Source organism: Lactobacillus sp. PSON (assembly GCF_052615405.1).
This window is the reverse complement of the sequence record NZ_JBQXFW010000004.1, coordinates 39157-58801: the sequence shown is the minus strand read 5'-3', so window position 1 is coordinate 58801 and position 19645 is coordinate 39157. Positions and strand designations below refer to the sequence as shown.

The 19645-nt window shown below is 33.1% G+C and carries 16 protein-coding genes and 2 tRNA genes; 4 read left to right on the top strand and 14 right to left on the bottom strand.

Annotated features, from left to right (window positions below):
• Positions 1-30: 30 nt before the first annotated feature.
• The 5 genes from ACTHPI_RS03430 to ACTHPI_RS03410 all read right to left on the bottom strand — a co-directional run bounded on the left by ACTHPI_RS03430 (position 31) and on the right by ACTHPI_RS03410 (position 7072).
• On the bottom strand, positions 31-2700 hold the full coding sequence (locus ACTHPI_RS03430) for a calcium-translocating P-type ATPase, PMCA-type (RefSeq protein WP_445352786.1): 2670 nt from the start codon (positions 2698-2700) through the stop codon (positions 31-33).
• 173 nt (positions 2701-2873) lie between these two features.
• Positions 2874-3704, bottom strand: a complete 831-nt coding sequence (gene nadE, locus ACTHPI_RS03425) for an ammonia-dependent NAD(+) synthetase (RefSeq protein ID WP_445352785.1) — start codon at positions 3702-3704, stop codon at positions 2874-2876.
• Positions 3701-5179, bottom strand: a complete 1479-nt coding sequence (locus tag ACTHPI_RS03420; RefSeq protein ID WP_445352784.1) for a nicotinate phosphoribosyltransferase — start codon at positions 5177-5179, stop codon at positions 3701-3703. The genes nadE and ACTHPI_RS03420 overlap by 4 nt, the downstream gene beginning before the upstream one ends.
• Positions 5180-5246: 67 nt before the next feature.
• Positions 5247-6341 (bottom strand): glycosyltransferase, encoded by a 1095-nt coding sequence (locus ACTHPI_RS03415; protein WP_445352783.1) that lies wholly within the window; start codon positions 6339-6341, stop codon positions 5247-5249.
• A gap of 2 nt (positions 6342-6343) precedes the next feature.
• Complete coding sequence (locus ACTHPI_RS03410) at positions 6344-7072, bottom strand: WecB/TagA/CpsF family glycosyltransferase (RefSeq protein WP_445352782.1); 729 nt, start codon at positions 7070-7072, stop codon at positions 6344-6346.
• 119 nt (positions 7073-7191) lie between these two features.
• On the opposite strand from ACTHPI_RS03410, the gene tagD reads away from it, so the two are divergent.
• Positions 7192-7578, top strand: a complete 387-nt coding sequence (tagD, locus tag ACTHPI_RS03405) for a glycerol-3-phosphate cytidylyltransferase (RefSeq protein ID WP_445352781.1) — start codon at positions 7192-7194, stop codon at positions 7576-7578.
• 41 nt (positions 7579-7619) lie between these two features.
• Here tagD and ACTHPI_RS03400 read toward each other — a convergent pair whose 3' ends face one another.
• Complete coding sequence (locus tag ACTHPI_RS03400; protein WP_445352780.1) at positions 7620-8318, bottom strand: GntR family transcriptional regulator; 699 nt, start codon at positions 8316-8318, stop codon at positions 7620-7622.
• An 81-nt stretch (positions 8319-8399) separates the two neighbouring features.
• On the bottom strand, positions 8400-9515 hold the full coding sequence (locus ACTHPI_RS03395) for a hypothetical protein (protein ID WP_445352779.1): 1116 nt from the start codon (positions 9513-9515) through the stop codon (positions 8400-8402).
• Positions 9516-9604: 89 nt separating this feature from the next.
• Between ACTHPI_RS03395 and ACTHPI_RS03390 the strand changes: the two genes are divergently transcribed.
• Positions 9605-9901, top strand: a complete 297-nt coding sequence (locus ACTHPI_RS03390; protein ID WP_445352778.1) for a rhodanese-like domain-containing protein — start codon at positions 9605-9607, stop codon at positions 9899-9901.
• A gap of 26 nt (positions 9902-9927) precedes the next feature.
• On the opposite strand, the gene ACTHPI_RS03385 is transcribed toward ACTHPI_RS03390, so the two are convergent.
• The 3 genes from ACTHPI_RS03385 to ACTHPI_RS03375 all read right to left on the bottom strand — a co-directional run bounded on the left by ACTHPI_RS03385 (position 9928) and on the right by ACTHPI_RS03375 (position 11922).
• Positions 9928-11541, bottom strand: a complete 1614-nt coding sequence (locus ACTHPI_RS03385; protein WP_445352777.1) for a peptide ABC transporter substrate-binding protein — start codon at positions 11539-11541, stop codon at positions 9928-9930.
• 170 nt (positions 11542-11711) lie between these two features.
• A tRNA-Gln gene (locus tag ACTHPI_RS03380) sits at positions 11712-11783 on the bottom strand.
• Between the two features lie 57 nt (positions 11784-11840).
• Positions 11841-11922, bottom strand: a tRNA-Tyr gene (locus ACTHPI_RS03375).
• Positions 11923-12113: 191 nt separating this feature from the next.
• On the opposite strand from ACTHPI_RS03375, the gene ACTHPI_RS03370 reads away from it, so the two are divergent.
• On the top strand, positions 12114-13109 hold the full coding sequence (locus ACTHPI_RS03370) for a Gfo/Idh/MocA family protein (protein ID WP_445352776.1): 996 nt from the start codon (positions 12114-12116) through the stop codon (positions 13107-13109).
• A complete protein-coding gene (locus tag ACTHPI_RS03365) occupies positions 13087-14211 on the top strand; it encodes an acyltransferase family protein (RefSeq protein WP_445352775.1) in 1125 nt (374 codons plus the stop codon). The genes ACTHPI_RS03370 and ACTHPI_RS03365 overlap by 23 nt, the downstream gene beginning before the upstream one ends.
• Before the next feature lie 45 nt (positions 14212-14256).
• Here the strand turns inward: ACTHPI_RS03365 and araA are convergent, their stop codons facing one another.
• From araA to ACTHPI_RS03345, 4 genes are all read right to left on the bottom strand, one after another.
• Positions 14257-15684: an L-arabinose isomerase gene (gene araA, locus ACTHPI_RS03360; protein ID WP_445352774.1), complete on the bottom strand. Its 1428-nt coding sequence runs from the start codon at positions 15682-15684 to the stop codon at positions 14257-14259.
• An 89-nt stretch (positions 15685-15773) separates the two neighbouring features.
• On the bottom strand, positions 15774-16505 hold the full coding sequence (locus ACTHPI_RS03355; protein WP_445352773.1) for an L-ribulose-5-phosphate 4-epimerase: 732 nt from the start codon (positions 16503-16505) through the stop codon (positions 15774-15776).
• A complete protein-coding gene (locus tag ACTHPI_RS03350; protein ID WP_445352772.1) occupies positions 16505-18121 on the bottom strand; it encodes a xylulokinase in 1617 nt (538 codons plus the stop codon). The genes ACTHPI_RS03355 and ACTHPI_RS03350 overlap by 1 nt, the downstream gene beginning before the upstream one ends.
• Positions 18122-18131: 10 nt before the next feature.
• A complete protein-coding gene (locus ACTHPI_RS03345) occupies positions 18132-19574 on the bottom strand; it encodes a sugar porter family MFS transporter (RefSeq protein ID WP_445352771.1) in 1443 nt (480 codons plus the stop codon).
• Positions 19575-19645 lie beyond the last annotated feature (71 nt).

Genomic DNA, 19645 nt, shown 5'->3' with positions numbered 1-19645 from the left:
CAAGCTTTTTCTAATTTATTTTGATAATTTTTATTCTTTACCTAATTTTCTTTGGAAGAACTTCACAATTTCAACAATGATAATCATAAGAAGACCAGCACACAAAATTACAAGCCATTGAATACCATCAAGTTCAGTTACTTCGAAGAGTTTTGTCATAAATGGTAATTCAACTGATGCCATAATGATTGCGGCAATAATAATTGCCCAGTTAAACCATTTATTTGAAAAAGTATGCTTATTAAAGATTGACTGGTGAACATATTTAGAATTAATTGCATGGAATAACTGAATTAGACCTAAAGTTAAAAATGCCATTGTTAAAGCATCCGCATGTTGCAAGTTAGGATTATTAACATGAGGACCTACATGAAGGCCAATTTGGTAAGCACCAAGCACTAAAATACCTTCCAAGATACCTTGGTAAATAATTGAACTTGCTACACCACCACTGAAGAAGTTACTCTTTCTTCCACGAGGCTTACGTTTCATAATACCATCTTCTACAGGCTCTACACCAAGCGCAATAGCTGGTAAAGTATCCGTTACCAAGTTGATCCATAAAAGCTGTACAGGAGCTAAAATATCCCAACCAAGCATTGTCATCATAAAGACAGTTAACACTTCACCCACGTTACAACTCATTAAGTAAAGAATAGCCTTTTGAATATTACTAAAGACTTTTCTACCTTGCTTAACAGCTTCAACAATTGTAGCAAAGTTATCATCAGCTAAAATCATATCACTGGCACCTTTAGATACTTCTGTACCAGTAATTCCCATTCCAATACCAATATCAGCTTGTTTAAGACTTGGAGCATCGTTAACACCATCACCAGTCATGGCAACGATTTTACCATTTGCTTGCCATGCCTTAACGATTCTTACCTTATTTTCTGGAGAAACACGTGCATAAACACTATAATCTTGAACGTGCTTAATAAAGTAGTCATCACTTAATTTATCAAGTTCTGCTCCAGTTAAGACACGCTCATCTTGACCAGGTTTTAAAATTCCAAGACGTTCTGCAATTGCTTGTGCCGTTACTTGGTGATCCCCTGTAATCATTACAGTTCTAATTCCTGCATTGTGAGCTTCTTCGACAGCAGCACGAGCTTCAGGACGCTCTGGGTCAATCATGCCGACAAGCCCTGCAAAGATTAAATCTTGTTCTACATTTTCAGTTGTTGGATCATCATAAGTTTTATCAACTATCTTATAAGCAAGTCCTAAAACACGAAGAGCTTGTTTAGCTAAAGACTGATTAGTTGCAAGAATATTTTCTCTTTGTTGAGTAGTAATTGGTGAAACTTGACCATTAATTTCAATTTGAGTAACACGCTTTAAAAGTTCATCTGGAGCACCCTTTACAGCGACATAATATTTATCACCGTATTTATTAACTGTACTCATTAATTTACGATCTGAATCAAAAGGAACTTCTTGAACTCTACTATACTTTTTAAGCATAGCAGGAACATCAATATTTTTATCAAATGCATATTGAATCAAGGCAGTTTCAGTTGGGTCACCTAATAAGTCACCAGCATTTTCAATTTTGGTATCATTTGCAAGAACCATTGATAAAAGCGCTGGATTAGTTTCCGATATTGCATCCTTATCTGGAAAAACTTGACCATCATAGAAGATTTTTTCAACGGTCATTTTATTTTGTGTTAAAGTACCTGTTTTATCAGAACAGATAACATCAGTTGCACCTAGTGTTTCCACTGCAGGTAGTTTTCTAACAATCGCTTTATGCTTAGCCATTGTTTGAGTTCCTAATGCCAAAATGATAGTAACAATTGCTGGTAAACCTTCTGGAATTGCAGCAACTGCTAAAGAAACAGCAACTAAGAACATATTAATCATCAAGGTAGAATTACGTTGGGCAGGATCTGCTTTTAAAACACCTACGATAAAGACAACCACACAGATTGCCAAAATCATGATAGTTAAAGTTTTACCTAACTGATTCAAGTTTTCCTTTAAAGGTGTATCAGTTTCATCGGCATTATTAAGCATTGTAGCAATTTTACCAACTTCGGTGTGCATCCCTGTTCCAACAACTACACCTTCACCACGACCATAAGTAACATTAGTGTTGGAATATGCCATATTCACTCTATCACCTAGAGCAATATCCGTACCTTCTAAAGTTTCTGCAGCCTTTTCGACAGGAACAGATTCACCGGTTAAAGCTGATTCTTCAATTTTTAAACTATATGCTTGACTTAAGCGTAAGTCTGCTGGAACTACGTCACCAGCTTCAAGCAAAACAATATCGCCTGGTACCAATTCCGTACTTGGAATTTCAATAATTGCTCCATTTCGTTTGACATGAGCATTAGGCGTGGCCATTTCTTTCAGAGCATCAATCGCTGCTTCTGAACGTGCTTCTTGAAAAACCCCCAAGATTGCATTTAAAACTACCACAATCATAATTATAGCCGCATCGGTCCATTCTTTAGCAACTACTCCAGAAAGAACAGCCGCAATAATCAAGACAATAATCATAAAGTCTTTAAATTGATCAATGAACCTCATAATCATTGATTTTTTCTTCTTTGAAGCTAAAGCATTTGGACCATATTTTTCCAGTCTTTCTTTAGCTTGATTTTTAGTCAAACCATCACTTAAAGAAGTATCAAAATTCTTCTCTACTTCAGAAATTGACTCTGTATAATAATTCTTCGCCAATTTTTAAACCTCCTATAACAAAAAAGAGACCTACATGCATATCGCACATAAGTCTCACAAATTAAGATAAGTCCAGAAGATTTTCTTCGGGTGTTGGGCTTATCGCATATAAGATGCCGTTACTCCCTTATGATCACTAATTATTATAAGGAAAAATAGACAACTATACAAGTTTAATCTTTATAAAAATCATCAAAAATAGTAACAGGCAAATGACGCTTGTGTTCGCTCTTCTTCCATAATTTTTCAATTTGGTCAGCTGCTTCATCGCTAATTTCTTTGCCTTCTAAATAGTCATCAATTTCTTGATAAGTAACCCCAAGTGCAACTTCATCTGGAAGTTCTGGCTTATCATCTTCCAAGTCGGCAGTTGGAGCTTTCAAATAAAGGTGTTCTGGACAACCTAAATATTTAAGCATTGCCTTACCTTGACGCTTATCTAAGCGGAATAATGGAGTAAGATCAGCTGCACCATCACCATATTTAGTATAAAAACCACTAAAGTTTTCTGCAGCATGATCTGTTCCAACAACTGCACCCTTATTTGCACCAGCAATTGCATATTGAACAACCATTCTTTGACGTGCTTTAATATTACCCTTATTAAAATCACTAATCTTTTGACCACTAGCTTCAACAGCCTTAACCATTGCATCAACTGGTTCTTTAATATTAACAATTAAATCTTGATCTGGATTTTGAAATTTAACTGCATCCTCTGCATCCTTTGCATCAGCTTGAACACCATAAGGAAGACGAACTGCAATAAATTGGTAAGACTTGTCACCAGTTTCTTCACGCATTTCACTAATTGCCATTTGGCAAAGTTTTCCAGTTAAAGTTGAATCTTGTCCACCAGAAATTCCTAAAACAAAGGATTTTAAAAATGGATTTGCTTTCAAATAATCTTTTAAAAAGTCAACAGACTTTCTAACTTCTTTTTCTGGATCAATTTCTGGTAAAACATGCTCATATGCAATAATTTTTTCTTGTAAATCTCTCATCGACCAATACTTCTTTCACGAATATTACGACGAATATCTTGAATAAGACTCATTTTAGATTCATATAAATCCTGTGATAAATCTACTGGATATTCTTGTGGGTTAAGACTTCTCTTATATTCATCCCATAAACCATCTAAGTTTTTAGCAACAAAATCACGAATTTCTGTTAATTTTGGTTGCTTATAAACTAACTTACCGTCTTTAAATATATCATGTAAAAGCGGAATAGCTGTGTAATCTGTTACAACTTTATTAATGTAGTTATATTGAGGATGAAACATAAATAGCGCATTAAACTTTCTCGGATCTTCAGTATCACGTGATACCCAATCACCTTCATTTTTCTTAGCAGTATTAGCACTAATTCTCCAAACTTGCTTTTTACCTGGAGTTGAAACCTTGATTGCATTTGAAGAAATCTTTAAAGTATCACGCATAGCATGAACTTCGTCTTCAATTGCTACAAGTTTATAAACTGCTCCTAGCGCTGGTTGATCATAAGCAGTAATAAACTTAGTACCAATCCCCCATACATCAATCTTAGCACCTTGCATTTTTAAATTAGTAATAGTTGTTTCATCAAGGTCATTTGAAGCAAAGATTTTTGCATTAGGATAACCCGCATCATCTAGCTCTTTTCTAACTTGCTTAGAAATATAAGCCATGTCTCCTGAATCAATTCTTACACCTAAGAAATTGATTTTGTCACCCATTTCATTAGCTACTTTGATAGCATTCGGGACACCACTTCTAACAGTATCGTAAGTATCAACTAAGAAAACACAATCTTTGTGCGTTTCAGCGTATGCCTTAAAAGCTTCATATTCACTACCAAAAGCTTCAACTAAAGCATGAGCATGGGTTCCTGAAATTGGAATACCGAATAATTTTCCAGCACGAACATTACTTGTTGAATCAAAACCACCAATATAAGCAGCTCGTGCACCCCAAAGCGCTGCATCAGCTTCTTGAGCTCGACGAGAACCAAATTCCATTATTTTATCGCCATTAACTGCTAATTTAATTCTAGCAGCCTTAGTTGCAAGCAATGTTTGGAAATTGATTATATTAAGAATTGCAGTTTCAATTAATTGTCCCTGAGCAAGAGGACCTTCTACTTGGAACAAAGGTTCATTAGCAAATACTAACTCTCCTTCTTTCATTGAACGAATATTTAATTTCAATTCTAAATTACGAAGATAATCGATAAAATCATCATCATAATTTCCCTGCTCTTTCAAATATTTCAAATCACTCTCACTAAACTTGAGATTTTGTAAATATTCGATTATATGCTCAAGTCCAGCATATATAGCAAAACCATTTCCAAATGGCTCTGTACGATAAAAAGCTTCAAAAACCGCATTGCGATCTGCAATTCCTTTTTTGAAGTAGGTATACATCATATTGATTTCATATAGATCTGTATGTAGAGCTAAAGAATCACTTTTATCTATTTCTGGGTAAAACATTGTTTTCCTCTCATAGTTCAATAAACATTTTGCCTTTAATTATACGACTAGCATTCTTTATCGGCAATTATTCTGCTAGTTTTTCATAGACAGATTCAATTAAATGTAGTTGATTTTTAACTGAAAAATTCTTTTCAATATAACGCTTTTGATTGATAGCTATTTTTTGCAACTTTTGAGTATTCATATTGACTGCCTTTTTAATTTGCTTAGCAATAGAATCAACATCGCCAATCTTAGCTACAAAGCCATGATTATCATCTGGAATCATCATTTTAATATCGCCAATATCCGTTGATAAAATTGGTACTAAGTTATCGCTAGCTTCAAGTAAAACTAAGGGAAAACTTTCCGAATATGAAGTTAAAACTGCTAAATCAGCTCGCCGATATAAATTCTTTAATTCACTTTGATTTAAAAAACCATGAAAGGTAACTTGGGGTGCAATCTGCAAATCATTAGCTAGTTTTCTCAAATTTTCTAATTGGCTCCCATCTCCTGCAATATGCAAACGAACATGCTGATCGTTTACTTTTTTTAAAGCTTGCAAAAGTAAGTCCTGTCCCTTTACTTTTTCAATTCTAGCTACATTAATTAAATTAAAATAGGGATGTTCGTATTTAGCAGGAATTTGATTATCTGTATGGAAAAATATTCCATTATATATCACTTGAATTTTATTCTTTTTTATATGTGTTTTATTTATCAAAAGATTAGCAAAACGTTTAGTTACTGCAAAGATACAATCTGCTTTTTTCAATGCATGAATATTTAATTTGGTAAAAATCATTCCTACTATTCCTCGTCCTTCAAAATCCAAATATGGATCTGAATGGACTGTAATGCACCACTTTGCATTAATTTTTTTATAAATCATTGCCAAAAATAAATTTGCTCGCGCTCCATGAGTATGGACAATATCATAATGGCCTTGATTAATAAATTGGGTCAATTTTTTCAAACTATTTATATCATAACGACTTTTAGCGCCTAAAACATGAGTATCAATTCCTGCGATACGGGCACTTTTTGCAACAGGTCCTTCAGACAGAGTTAATAATTCAAAATCCTTATTTTCTTTTCTAGCCTCTGTAAGCAAATTAACAATATGGGTTAAACCGCCGCCATTTTCTAAACCAGCATTAATATGCAAAACTTTCACAATTATTTGCCTCTTTTCGATTTTTTAACTTTTATTACAAATTTAGGTAAAACCATCATTCTCCCAATTCTTGAAGGCTCTTTAAGCAAACGATAAAACCATTCTAAATGTAAATTTTGAAAAATTTGAGGTGCTCTTTTACTCATTCCAGAAAAGACATCAAAACTTCCTCCAACCCCCATCATTAAGGCTGGAACATTTTCTTTTCTCAAAATTGAAAGTAGTTGCTCTTGTTTTGGAAAGCCTAATGCCGCAAAAACTAAATCTGGTTTTGCACGGCGAATTCTACGAGCTACCATCTCTAAATCTTCTTTAAAATAACCATCTTCTGCCCCAACCAAATTAATTCCAGAATAACTATGAGCAACTTTTTCTTGTACAGCATGAATTACTTGTGGCTTAGCACCAATTAAATATACTCTTAGCCCCTTTTCATCAGCTAACTTCATTAACCAAGTAAACAAATCATATCCTGTTACTCTTTCTGGAAGTGGTGTTTTTAAAATTTTAGCTGCTTTAATTATTCCAATTCCATCAGCAGTAATATAATCAGTATCTTCTTTTAATATTTTCATAAACAGTGGATTTTCATTAGCTGCCATAACTATTTCAGGATTAGCAGTTACCACAAAGGTTGATTGATGATGGTCTATTCTTTTTAAAAATGCTTCTTGAAATTGCTTAAAATTCTTATTATCAAAATTTACACCCAGAACATTTACTTTATCCATATAAAAACCTCTTATTATTTTTTTATTTTAATTTTATCAAAAATCACGTGAAACATTAGCAAATTTAAGATTTCTTAGAAATTGTGGTATATTATTTGAAGCAATATAAGGAGAAAAATATGAAAAAAGTCATTACATATGGAACTTTTGATTTGCTTCACTATGGACATATCCGTTTATTAAAACGTGCCAGAGAATTAGGTGATTATTTAATTGTTGGACTTTCAACCGATGAATTTAACGCATTTCAAAAGCATAAGGAAGCTTACAACACTTACCCAGAGCGAAAATACATTCTAGAAGCGATTAGGTATGTAGATGAAGTTATTCCAGAAAAAGACTGGAATCAAAAAATCAAAGATGTAGAAAAATATGATGTTGATACCTTTGTAATGGGTGATGATTGGAAAGGAAAATTTGATTTCTTAAAACCATATTGTGAGGTTATTTATTTACCTCGAACTCCAGGTATTTCGACAACTAAAATAAAAGAAGATTTAAAGTAAAAAACTCCGAATCTCACTACTTTGAGTAAGATTTGGAGTTTTTATTTTGAAAAAGTAAACTCAAATCGTTCTGCTACATATCGTGCACGTGTATATTCAAAAGGCTGACCATCTGAAAGCTCCGTAACTTGCCGACGAGTAATCAAGGCCTCACCCTTCTTCGCACTTAACAATCTTGCATCTTGTTCATTAGCAATCGCTGCAGAAATATGTTCAGTTACCCGACCAATTTTATAATGATTTTTACTTAATGCTTCATAAAGATGGGTAGAAATATCTTCTTTAGAAATACCTTCAACTAAGTTATACGGAATTGTTACTACTTCATAACAAATTGGAGTATCATCGGCATATCTAATGCGTTCCATTCGCAAAACATCTTTTCCAGCTGGAAGTGCTAAACGTTCTTTTTCAGATAAAGATGGCTTGCCAATTTGATAAGAAATCAGTTTACTCGATGGCTTTTGTCCATTAGCTTTAGTAATTTCAGTAAATGACATGATTCCTGACATTTTTTCTTGGACTTTTTGACTAGCTACATAAGTACCACTACCAAGGCGTCTTTCAAGAATTCCTTCTTCTTCTAAAGTTTTAATAGCTTGACGCAAAGTCATTCTCGACACGCCAAACTCAACTGCAAGCTGTCTTTCTGCTGGAATTCGATCTCCCACTTTATAGATATGATTTTCTACATCACGTTTAATTTGATTATGAATCTTGATGTACATCGGTTCTTCCATAGTGCATCCCTCCAAATCTATAATCAATTATAAGCTAAATTGGTCTAGATTTCATAGTCTAAAGACTCTTTTATTTTTTGACTATTTTTTCTTAGCGGTCCATTTCATTCCTAAGATATGAACATTAGGTTTTTTATTACATTCAACTTCTAATGACTTATCTTTACTTGCAAGAACATTCATTATTAACTTTGCATTATCTTGAACTGCCAACGTTGCACCGTTTGAGTTTAATACTAAATTACTTCCCTTAAGTTCCGCATCATCACTCAATGCCAAAAAATACTCGTATTCTAATCCCCCATTAAAAGTAACACGATTAGCATCACATTTTGCATCATTTTGAAAATCTGCATGATCAGTAACCACTGAATTATTAAGAGTAACTTTTGCTTCATCAATAGCTACCATTCTATTTAAGCGACTATTTTGTAAAATCATTCTTGCTTGCTTATCTAAATAAACGCCACCATTAAAATTGCTATTTAAAATATTCACCCAGCATTCATCACTAATATAAAGACATGCATCTTCTTGTGATAGTACTTCACTTCCCATCATATTCATCCAAGTTTGACCATGCAAAAGCAAATAATCAATTGTTGTGTTATTAATATCAAGCTCCATATTAGTTTTATTAAAAGTATTTATACTACCATGAATTCTAGAGTTGTTAATAATCGCTGTACCATGACCTTCTAAAGCCAAAGCACAATATTCATTTGAAGGATAATCAATATAAGAATCGTTCATTTCTAGCCTAAAGTCTGATGCTTCAAACATTGAAATTGAACCCCCAATAACTTTAGTTGAATATAATTCTAAAGTAGCTTTCCCATTAACAGCAATAGTAGCAGTATCCGTTCCGCATCCCTTTATAATACAATTTCGTAAACTTAAATAAGTATCTGCTTCTAGTGGGATGAACAAACTATTTCGATCTTTATTTGTGTTTATGCAAAGATTTTCTAAAGTTACATATCTACTATTCTTAGAAACACCTGCATATCCTAAAATTGTTGTATCTTCTGGACTAGACCCTGTTCCTTTAATAGTTATATCAGTTAGAGTAATTCCTTGCGGTAATTCATAAAAACCAGGCTCTAAGAAAAGCACATCATCTGCGCGTAAATCTTTTAACGCTTCATGCCAAGTGACTTCTGCGCCACCGGCTCCAATTTTTATAAGTCTAGGCATTCAATTTTTCCCTTTCTAAAAACAACTAAATATAATTTTACCTGTTTTTCTTCTATAATAGGTAAATAATGCATGAATGAGGTTAAAAAATGAAAGAAATTTCTACAAACGAATTAATGAAACTGCTCAAAAATCACGATATCAATTTAATTGATGTTCGAACTGAATTAGAATATGCAGGAAGTCATATTCCTGAAGCTCAAAACTTTCCTTTAGAAAAAATAGCTAAATTCAAAGAAGATAAAAGTCAATCCTATTATTTAATTTGTCGTTCTGGTAATCGTTCTGCTCAAGCTGCAGCTATTCTTGAATTAAAAGGTTACACTACTATTAATGTTCAAGGTGGAATGCTTGATTGGCAAGGAAAAACTATTAGTGAATTTTAAAAGCCCGGAAAAATTCCGAGCTTTTATTATTTCATCTTTATATTCCAATAATAAGCAACATTTCCATATGGAGATAATTGAAAGTTTTGAACATTTGAATTAAGCAAATATGATGCTCCTGCTTGATATAGCGGTACCGCAAATGCATCTTTCTTAATCAATTGCGTTTCTGCATTAATTAATGCATTTAAACGTTTTTTAGGGTCAGTTGCATAAGTTGAACGAGCTAAATTAATTTGCTTCCAAAAATTATCATTATGATAATCTGGTTCTAAATTAAAAAGTCCACCTATCGTTAAAAAGTCAATTGGATCTTCATAACTTGGTTGCCAAGTTCCATATACAAAATCATAATTATGATTAGTTGTATTTGACAAGCGAGATTTTAACGGAATAGAACGCAATTTAATAGTCAAGCCTGGTAAGTTTTTCATCAAATCGCTTTGAATAAATTCACCCACACGTTTTGCATCATCTATATCTGAGGTCAGAAGTTCTAGAGTAATTTTCTTTTTACCAAGTTCGCTTTGAGCTAATTTCCATTCTTTTTGTGCAGCATGTTTATTATATACCGCTAAATCCCCTGCATCTTCGCGGTAATCTTTTCCAGTAACTTCATCTTTAATAAAATTAGAAGCAACTATGCCATTTGAAACTTTACCTGCATGAAGAATCGTTTTAACAAGTAATTTTTTATCAATTGCTTGACTAATAGCACGACGAACATGAACATTACCAGTTACTTTTCTTTTTAAATTGAAAGTCATATAACCATTAGTTGGTGTTACTTGAGAATGATATTCTTTATTATTTTGATATTGCTTTACAAAATCAGATGACAACGGAGTATAATCTAAATTTCCACTTCTAAATAAATTAACTCCGGTTGAAGTTTCTCGAATAACTTGCATATTAACACGATCAATTTTAACTAGACTCTTATCCCAATAATTTTTATTTTTAATAAAACTCCATTTAAGATTTGATCCAGACCAACCCTTTACAACAAACGGTCCATTATAAACTAAATTTTGACTACTAGTGCCATATTTAGAACCTAGTTTTTTAACTAATTTAGTATTTTGTGGATAAAATTGTGCCCCTTCTAAAATTTGAGGCAAATAAGGAATTGGATTTTCTAAAGTTATTTGTAACTTATATTTATCTAAAGCCTTAATTCCTAATGAATTAACAGAAGCATTGCCTTGAGTAATTTTTGTACCATTTTTAATAATGGCATAACTATCACTATCAAGGGAAGAATTTTTAGGATCAACTGTTCTGCGCCAAGCTGTTACATAATCTTGAGCAGTAACTGGATCACCATTTGACCATTTAGCATTTTTTCGCAAAGTATAAGTATAAACCTTCTCATCCTTTGACTTACTTACACTAGTTGCACCTGCTAACTTTGGCTGATTATTCTTATCAAAACGATATAATCCTTCCATTGAATTTTGCAGAACTTCAGAACTTGTAGTATCTCCATACTTACTTGAATCTAGCGTTGAAATTTCATTTGAAGTTGCTGTATTCATCACTTTTTTTGAATTAGATGAATTACTAGAATTAGAACAAGCTGCTAATACCCCCGCTGCAGCTATTACCATAATTCCAGTCAGTAAACTTTTATGTCTCATATTTTAACCCTACTTACTATATATAAGCTTATTACAAATAATAAGTATAAAGGTTATGTATTATTTTGTAAATACTTTTTATTATATAGCACATTTTTAGTTAAAAAGCAAAAAAAGAAGTATCTCGTATGAGATACTTCTTAATCGGGTTGGGTGTTCTATAAGAACTATTGGGTTAGCTGGATTCGAACCAGCGCATGATGGTACCAAAAACCATTGCCTTACCACTTGGCTATAACCCAATTCATTGAACCTTTTACTTGTTAGTTCAACTAATTACCAGCTGGATAAACCAGCAATGGAGGAAGGTGGATTCGAACCGCCGAACTCAGAGAGAGCGGTTTTACAGACCGCCGCGTTTAGCCACTTCGCTATTCCTCCGTAATGCACGTTTATTATAATACATAAGTTTAGGGATAAATGCAAGTGTTTTTTGTAAAAAATTTTATTATTTTTTGAAAATAATATTTTTAAGTCATTTTTCCCTGTTGAAACCCACATCACTTTTATTGCATAGCGCTTTCAATAATACTAAACTTTAATTGTAAGAAAATTTTTACAAGGAGAAAACTATGAAAAAATATAACTGGGGAATCGTTGGCACTGGCTGGATTGCTCACGATATGGCTGATGCAATAAATGCAGTCAACGGTGAAATTTATGCGGCAGCTAACAATAATAAAAAATCTGTTGATGAATTCGCTGAAGAAAAACATGTTAAGCATATTTTTACTGATCCTGATGAGATGATTGAAGATCCTAATATTGATATCATCTATATCGCTACTCCTAATATGTCTCATTATACTTATATCAAAAAAGCGTTAAATGCAGGCAAAAATGTATTTTGTGAAAAACCTATAACAGTTAATGCTAAGCAATTTGATGAAGTAGCAAAATTAGCTAAAGAAAAGCACCTTATCTTAACCGAAGGCTTCACTCTTTATCACATGCCAATTTATAAAAAAGTTAAAAAACTAATCAAAGATGATAAACTTGGTCAAATTAAAATGATTCAAATCAACTTCGGCAGTTTAAAAGACTATGATCCTTCTAATCGCTTCTTTAGTAAACGTCTTGCTGGTGGCGCTCTTCTTGATATTGGCGGATATGCAACTGCATTTGCGATGGAGTTTTTAGACGAATATCCAGAAAGTATTACTACTTCTGTAAAATTCTTTGAAACAGGAGTTGATGAGCAATCTGGTATTATCTTGAAAAACTCTAAAGGACAAATGGCAGTAATGTCACTTTCTATGCGTGCTAAACAGCCTAAGCGCGGACTTGTTTCAGGTACCAAAGGTTATGTTGAAATAAGCCAATATCCACGTGCAACACGCGCTGACATTACTTACACTGAAAGCGCCCATGAAGAAGATTATGACCATATAGAAGCTGGTAAAAGTTATAAAGCCTTACAATATGAAGTTGAAGATTTTGAGCGTTATATTGAACAAGGACATGATGACGGTGAACTTGAAAAATCCCGTGCTATTGCTCATATTTTAAACAGTGTTCGTGTAGCTTGGGGGCTTAAATTCCCATATGATAATGAAAATGAATTATAAATCTTTCTTAAAAGATAAAACGGCAGCTGATAATGGCGACTTTTTAAAAGTCATGGCGGTATCAGCTGTCTTTTTACAGTCTATTTTAGGCTTTGCTTTAAATGCGCACCCTAATGCAAATACACAAATCGGCATTGGTATTAGCTATAATATTGTAAAATTTTCTGCACCTGCTTTTATTTTTAGCATTTTATTCACTAATACTCGATACAATTTAGGGATAAAATTTAATACTAAAAAGTTTTACTTAAAAATATTGCGTGGCTCCTTTCTCCCATACTATTTGTGGGGAATAATTTATTTACTACTTTTTCCAAATTTACAGCAAATTAATCATTATCATAACTTTCAAAGTTTTTTATGGCAGCTTGTAAGTGGAAATGCTGCTCCGCACTTGTGGTATGCAGTAATGATGTTGCAATTTTTGATATTAATGCCCCTATTTAATTTACTTGTAAAATGGATAGATTTTAATTTTCAACTACGAATAAAGAAGTTTATTTTCTGCTTAATAATTATTCTAATCATATCTGCTTCATGGTTAATATTTTATGATTGTTTGATTTTCCATGGTCCTAAAATGCATGATTGGTATTTATTTGACAGATTTTTTATGAGTTTTGCACTTTATGGTTTTCTTGGTGTATTATGCGCCATATTTTTTGAATTTTATTGTGATTTTTTATCAAAGTGGAAATACTTGATTGGGGCTATTTTGATATTAAGTTTTATTGTTATCAATCTTGAATTATTCCAATTCGGCTTACCTCTTAATCTAGCAAATGCACCATATTATAAACCTTCAATGACTTTTTATGATTTGAGTGTCATCTTTTTAATATCTTTATTTGCAATTCATGTCGGATCACGCTTTAAAAAAACAAGTTACTTAATTCATAAATTAGCTCAGATTGCTTATTTAGCTTATCTGCCTAATGCAATGTGGTCATGGATTCTTTGGGATTTATTTGGCAAAATTTTATTCCAACAAGTGCCATTTTTAAGTATTTTTATAATTTATTGTTTAACTTGGATTTTATCTTTTATTACTGCTTTTTTAAGCAGCCCATTATTTATAAAAACAAAGAAAAATCTCGTTTAAACTATAGATCTAATTCTAGTTTTAAACGAGATTAATCATAAAATTCTATTTATCAATATCAACTAATTCAATTTTGAATAAGCGAGCTAATTGCTTCAATTGTTCTTCAGTAGCATTCAAAGAAATTACTGAATGGTGTCCACCACCTGCATACATCCAAGCTTTAGCACCCGGTTCTAAGCCAACTTTTGGAGTCCACATTTGTTTAGCTGTTGGTAATTTTGGCATTTCTTTTTCAGGAATTTTAGCATCAACTGGATAAGAAACAAACTTGTAACCTTTATCAAAGTAAGACAAAGTTACATAAATCCCGTCTCCTTCTGATCCCGTAAATACTAAACGTGCTGGATCTGCTTTACCACCAATACCAAGTGGGTGAACTTCTACTCTAGGTTTATCGGAAGCCAAAGTAGGATCAACTTCAAGCATATGAGAACCCATAATTGCTTCATGGCCTTGACGTAAATCTAACGTATAATCTTCCATCAAGCCAGTCTTCTTATTATCAGCTAATATCTTAATCAACTTACTTAATCCAGCTGTCTTAAAGTCACCCTCTGGACCAAAGCCATATCCTTGTAATTGAAGAAGTTGTACAGCTAATCCTGGCAATTGTTCTAATCCTTCAAGATCTTGGAAATTATCAGTAAAGGCATTGTAATCATTATCATCCAAAAACTTTTTAAGAGCTAAATATTCACGTAATTGATAACGAACAGCATGAACATATTTTTCATGGTCATTATCGCCTTCGACCATTTCAAAGTTTTGTTCCAACTTCTTATATTCTTTATCAATATCTTCTTCTTTTACTTCATTAACTAATTTAACTAAATCAGCAATTGGATAATAATCAACTGTCCAGCCAAGTTTGATTTGCGCAGCAACCTTATCACCTTCAGTGACAGCAACGTCACGCATTGTATCGCCAAATCTAGCAATTTTAATGTGAAAACTTTCATCATAAGCAACAGCTACATGTTCCCAAGAAGCAATTTGCTTTTGAACTTTTTCATCATTCCACCATCCATAAACAATGGTATCTGGAACACCTAATCTTACATTAATATATTCATATTCGCGGTCACCATGTGCACTTTGGTGTAAATTCATATAATCCATATCAATATCATCAAATGGAATATGATTTAAAAATTGTGTACATAAGTGCAGCAGTGGCTTTTGCAGTAATTGAGTACCACGAATCCAATTCTTAGCTGGTGAAAAAGTATGCATCCAAGTAATTACCCCAGCAACATCATCACGATAGTTTGCTTCTTTCATAAACTTAGTAATACTTTCTGCAGTCGTAGCAACTAACTTAAATTCAATTGGATATTCTAATTTGCCACTTTTGTTAATACCATCAACAATTTTTTCTGCATCTTCTTTTACTTTTCTTAAAGCTTCTTCACCATATAAAGGTTGACTACCTACAACAAACCAAAACTTATAATCTGGAACTTTACGCATAATTGATCTCCTTTTCGTTTAAATAAAACGCTTACATTTTTATTGTAGAACGTATTACATATAAATTCAATACAAATTAATGATATTTATTAATTAATTTTCTTAGCATGATCTTTAGAATGGGCATTATTTTGACCATAATAAGCATCTTTGCCGTGTTTACGATAATAATGCTTATCTAACAAATATTGTGGTAAATGAATATTACCTCGAGTTAATTGCAAAGAATGATAATCTTCTTCGGCAACTACTTCCAAAACTTTTGCATTATATACTGCTTCTTGTGGAGTTTTGCCCCAAGCAAAAGGACCATGTTGACTTACTAAAGATGCAGGAATTGCTTCATAATCTAAATTCCGCTCCTTAAAAGTACGTACAATTGTTTTTCCAGTATTTCCTTCATAATCTTCTTCAATTTCTTCTTTAGTTAATGCATCAGCAGCTGGCACATCACCATAAAAAGTATCTGCGTGTGTAGTATTAAGTGCTGGAATATCCATATTAGCTGCTGCAAATGAAACTGCCCAGGGAGAATGAGTATGAACAATGCCACCAATTTTTGGAAAATGATTATATAAATAAGTATGTGTTGGAGTATCTGAAGATGGATTCATAGTCCCTTCTACCACTTCACCATTAAGATTAACAACTACCATATCTTCAGGCTTTAATTCATCATATGGAACTCCAGAAGGCTTAATAACAAATAAACCTTTTTCACGATCAATTCCGGAAACATTTCCCCATGTAAATGACACTAAATCCAGTTTTGGCAATTGCATATTTGCTTCATAAACTTCTTTTTTTAATTCTTCTAGCATTATTTTTCTCCTTCTTGAAAATTGATTTTTCTTCCAGCAAGTTCTTCTATTGGCAAGCCAGCTTGGTAAATATCAATAAATTGCTCATACCCTTTAACACCTTTATCTTCTGGAGTGAGCGTCATACTTTCTGGATTTTTAAATACATTCTCATCTAAATAATCAGCTAATTTTTTAACACCACCTGTTTCAGCATACTTTGCTAAAACAGCCATTCCCCATGGTCCGCCTTCACTTGCTGTATTCATTACAGTAATAGGGATATTTAAAGCATTAGCTAAAACTTGTTGCCCAATAACAGGCGTAGCAAATAAACCACCTTGAGCTACCATTACATCAGTTTGAACATGTTCTTCATTTAATAAAATATCCATACCGATTTTAAGAGGAGCAAAAGCTGCATATAATTGGCTTAAGAAAAAGTTAGCAAGATTCATCTTACTATTTTCAGTTCTAACAAATAGTGGTCTACCTGCCTTAATTTTTGTAATATTTTCACCAGATAAATAGCTATAATTTACTAAGCCACCAGCATTTGAATCAGCACGAACAGTAGAATCAAATAAGGTCTGATATAAGTTATCCGTACTAATTTTATTACCTGTGGCATCTGCAAATTCTTTAAATAAATCAACCCAGGCATTAATATCTGAAGAACAATTATTAACATGTACCATAGCCACTGGTGTGCCTGATGGAGTAGTTACCAAATCAATATCACGGTGAACAGATTTGAGAGGTTTATCTAAAACATTCATCGAAAATGCTGATGTACCTACTGAAATATTGCCTGTACGTTTTCTAACACTGTTTGTTGCAACCATTCCTGTTCCTGCGTCACCTTCTGGAGGTGCCATAAGAGAGCCTGCTTTTAAAGAACCTGATGGATCTAATAGATTTGTACCTTGTTCAGTTAACTCTCCCGCATTTTTTCCAGCTACAATAGGCTTTGGTAAAATATTTTCAATTGACCATGAATATTTGGCAACTTCTGGTAATTTGCTAAATTTATTCAAAAAATCATTACGATAAGTCAATAAGTTTTCATCTATTGGAAAAATGCCCGAAGCATCTCCAATTCCTGTAACTTTTTCTCCTGTTAGCTTCCAATGTACATATCCAGCTAAAGTAGTAATAAAATCAATATTATCAACATGCTTTTCTTCATTAAGAATAGCTTGATATAAATGTGCAATACTCCATCTTTGCGGAATATTAAAATTAAATAATTCAGTAAGTCTATCAGCTGCTTCTTCAGTAATATTATTTCTCCAAGTTCTAAATGGAGTAAGTAAATTTCCTTCCTTATCAAATGGTAAATATCCGTGCATCATCGCACTCACACCAATTGAACCAATCCTAGTTAAAGGAATATGATATTTACTTTGAACAGAAGCTTTTAATTGCTTAAAAGCTTGCTGAATTCCTTCCCAGACTTGGTCAAGTGAATATGTCCAAATATTATTTTTATATTGGTTTTCCCATGTAAAACTTCCGGAAGCCAGTGTTTCAAAGTTATTATCAATTAAGACAACTTTTATTCTTGTAGATCCCAATTCAATTCCTAAGGCTGTTTTACCATTTTGAATTTGTTTTTTAGTTTCAAGTAAATTCATCATTATTCTCCTAAGAATTAGTTCTTTCTACATTAATATTTTTAGAGTGTACTTTTTTAATTGCCTTAGAATGATTTGTTCCTTGAGCTTCAATTTCTTCAAGAGTATGTCCTCTAGTTTCTGGAACACGAGTTTTTATGAAAATTACACCTAATAAGCAAATTACACCAAAAATTGCAAATACTGCTTCTTGTGGCATACTGGCAGTCATAATTGGAAAAATCAATCCAACTAACCATGAACCAATCCAATTAAATGAAGAAGCAAGACCAGAAGCGCGCCCCCTAATAGCTAATGGGAAGATTTCTCCAACCAAAACCCAAGTAAGAGGAGCCCAGGTGAATGAATAAAATGCCACATAAATACAAAGAAATACAACTATTGTAATTGGATTCATATTTGGAATCATCCAATTTAAAACAGCTGGCAAAATAAATGACAATCCCATTACACTGCCACCTAGCATTAATAACGCACGACGGTTAAATTTATCTGCAATCCACATATAAAATAATGATCCAATTACCAAAATGATACCTTGGATAATTGGCCACATTAAGTTAGAAGAAGCTGCTTGACCAGTTGCTTTTTGTACAATTAAAGGAATGTAGTAGAAGATCGCATTAGCACCTTGAAATTGTTGAAAAGCTGCAACACCAACACCAGCAATAACTAAATACCGGTATTTACTACTGAATAGTGTTCCCCAAGTAGCTTTTTGATTTGCTTCACGTTCTTTTTTAGCAGTTTTTTTAATGCTTTCTAATTCTTGATTAATTTCAGCAGGGTTTGATCTAATATATGATAAAACTCGCTTTGCTTGAGCTTCATCACCCTTTTTAAGTAAAAAGCGCGGAGATTCAGGTAAGTGCAATACTCCTATAAATAAAATCAAAGCCGGCACTGCAGCAAGTCCTAGCATTAATCTCCAAGCCCATTCACCAGGTAAGTCTTTTAACAAAAAGTCAACTACATAAGATAAAAGCATTCCTGAAACAATCATAGTTTGATTAAGACCTGATAAGCGACCCCTTGCTTTTGCTGGAGCCATTTCTGACATATATGCAGGAACTAATGCTGATGCAGCTCCCACCGCAAGTCCTAAAAGCATTCTTACAATAATCAAATAATATGGGCTAATTCGTCCAATATCAGGCGCTACTCCTGATAAAATTGAAAAAATCATAAATATTACCGCAGAAATTAAAATCATTTTGCGTCGACCGAGCTTATCAGATAGTTGTCCTGCAAGCGCACCACCAAAAATAGCCCCAAACATAACTGCAGAAGTAATCCAACCTACAAGACCTGCAGCATTTTGCAAATGCCAATCTGCTTCCAAAAATGGTAATGCACCTGTCATTACACCAATGTCATAACCAAATAAAATGCCTCCAAATGAGCCAAAAAAGTATATAAAGGCACTGGATATCTTCTTTTTACTTTTAACCATTTTTTCCTCCTTTTCATGAATTTTAATTTATTGTTTTTATTATTGAATGCGCTTTCAATTCACAAATTAAT

Bases quoted from the DNA above. Each gene is read 5' to 3' on its own strand.
- ACTHPI_RS03390 (WP_445352778.1), top strand. From the start codon at position 9,605: ATGAAAGAAATTTCTACAAACGAATTAATGAAACTGCTCAAAAATCAC.
- ACTHPI_RS03350 (WP_445352772.1), bottom strand. From the start codon at position 18,121: ATGAATTTACTTGAAACTAAAAAACAAATTCAAAATGGTAAAACAGCC.
- ACTHPI_RS03370 (WP_445352776.1), top strand. From the start codon at position 12,114: ATGAAAAAATATAACTGGGGAATCGTTGGCACTGGCTGGATTGCTCAC.
- nadE (WP_445352785.1), bottom strand. From the start codon at position 3,704: ATGAGAGATTTACAAGAAAAAATTATTGCATATGAGCATGTTTTACCA.
- ACTHPI_RS03385 (WP_445352777.1), bottom strand. From the start codon at position 11,541: ATGAGACATAAAAGTTTACTGACTGGAATTATGGTAATAGCTGCAGCG.
- ACTHPI_RS03365 (WP_445352775.1), top strand. From the start codon at position 13,087: ATGATAATGAAAATGAATTATAAATCTTTCTTAAAAGATAAAACGGCA.
- ACTHPI_RS03355 (WP_445352773.1), bottom strand. From the start codon at position 16,505: ATGCTAGAAGAATTAAAAAAAGAAGTTTATGAAGCAAATATGCAATTG.
- tagD (WP_445352781.1), top strand. From the start codon at position 7,192: ATGAAAAAAGTCATTACATATGGAACTTTTGATTTGCTTCACTATGGA.
- araA (WP_445352774.1), bottom strand. From the start codon at position 15,684: ATGCGTAAAGTTCCAGATTATAAGTTTTGGTTTGTTGTAGGTAGTCAA.
- ACTHPI_RS03420 (WP_445352784.1), bottom strand. From the start codon at position 5,179: ATGTTTTACCCAGAAATAGATAAAAGTGATTCTTTAGCTCTACATACA.
- ACTHPI_RS03395 (WP_445352779.1), bottom strand. From the start codon at position 9,515: ATGCCTAGACTTATAAAAATTGGAGCCGGTGGCGCAGAAGTCACTTGG.
- ACTHPI_RS03345 (WP_445352771.1), bottom strand. From the start codon at position 19,574: ATGGTTAAAAGTAAAAAGAAGATATCCAGTGCCTTTATATACTTTTTT.
- ACTHPI_RS03400 (WP_445352780.1), bottom strand. From the start codon at position 8,318: ATGGAAGAACCGATGTACATCAAGATTCATAATCAAATTAAACGTGAT.
- ACTHPI_RS03410 (WP_445352782.1), bottom strand. From the start codon at position 7,072: ATGGATAAAGTAAATGTTCTGGGTGTAAATTTTGATAATAAGAATTTT.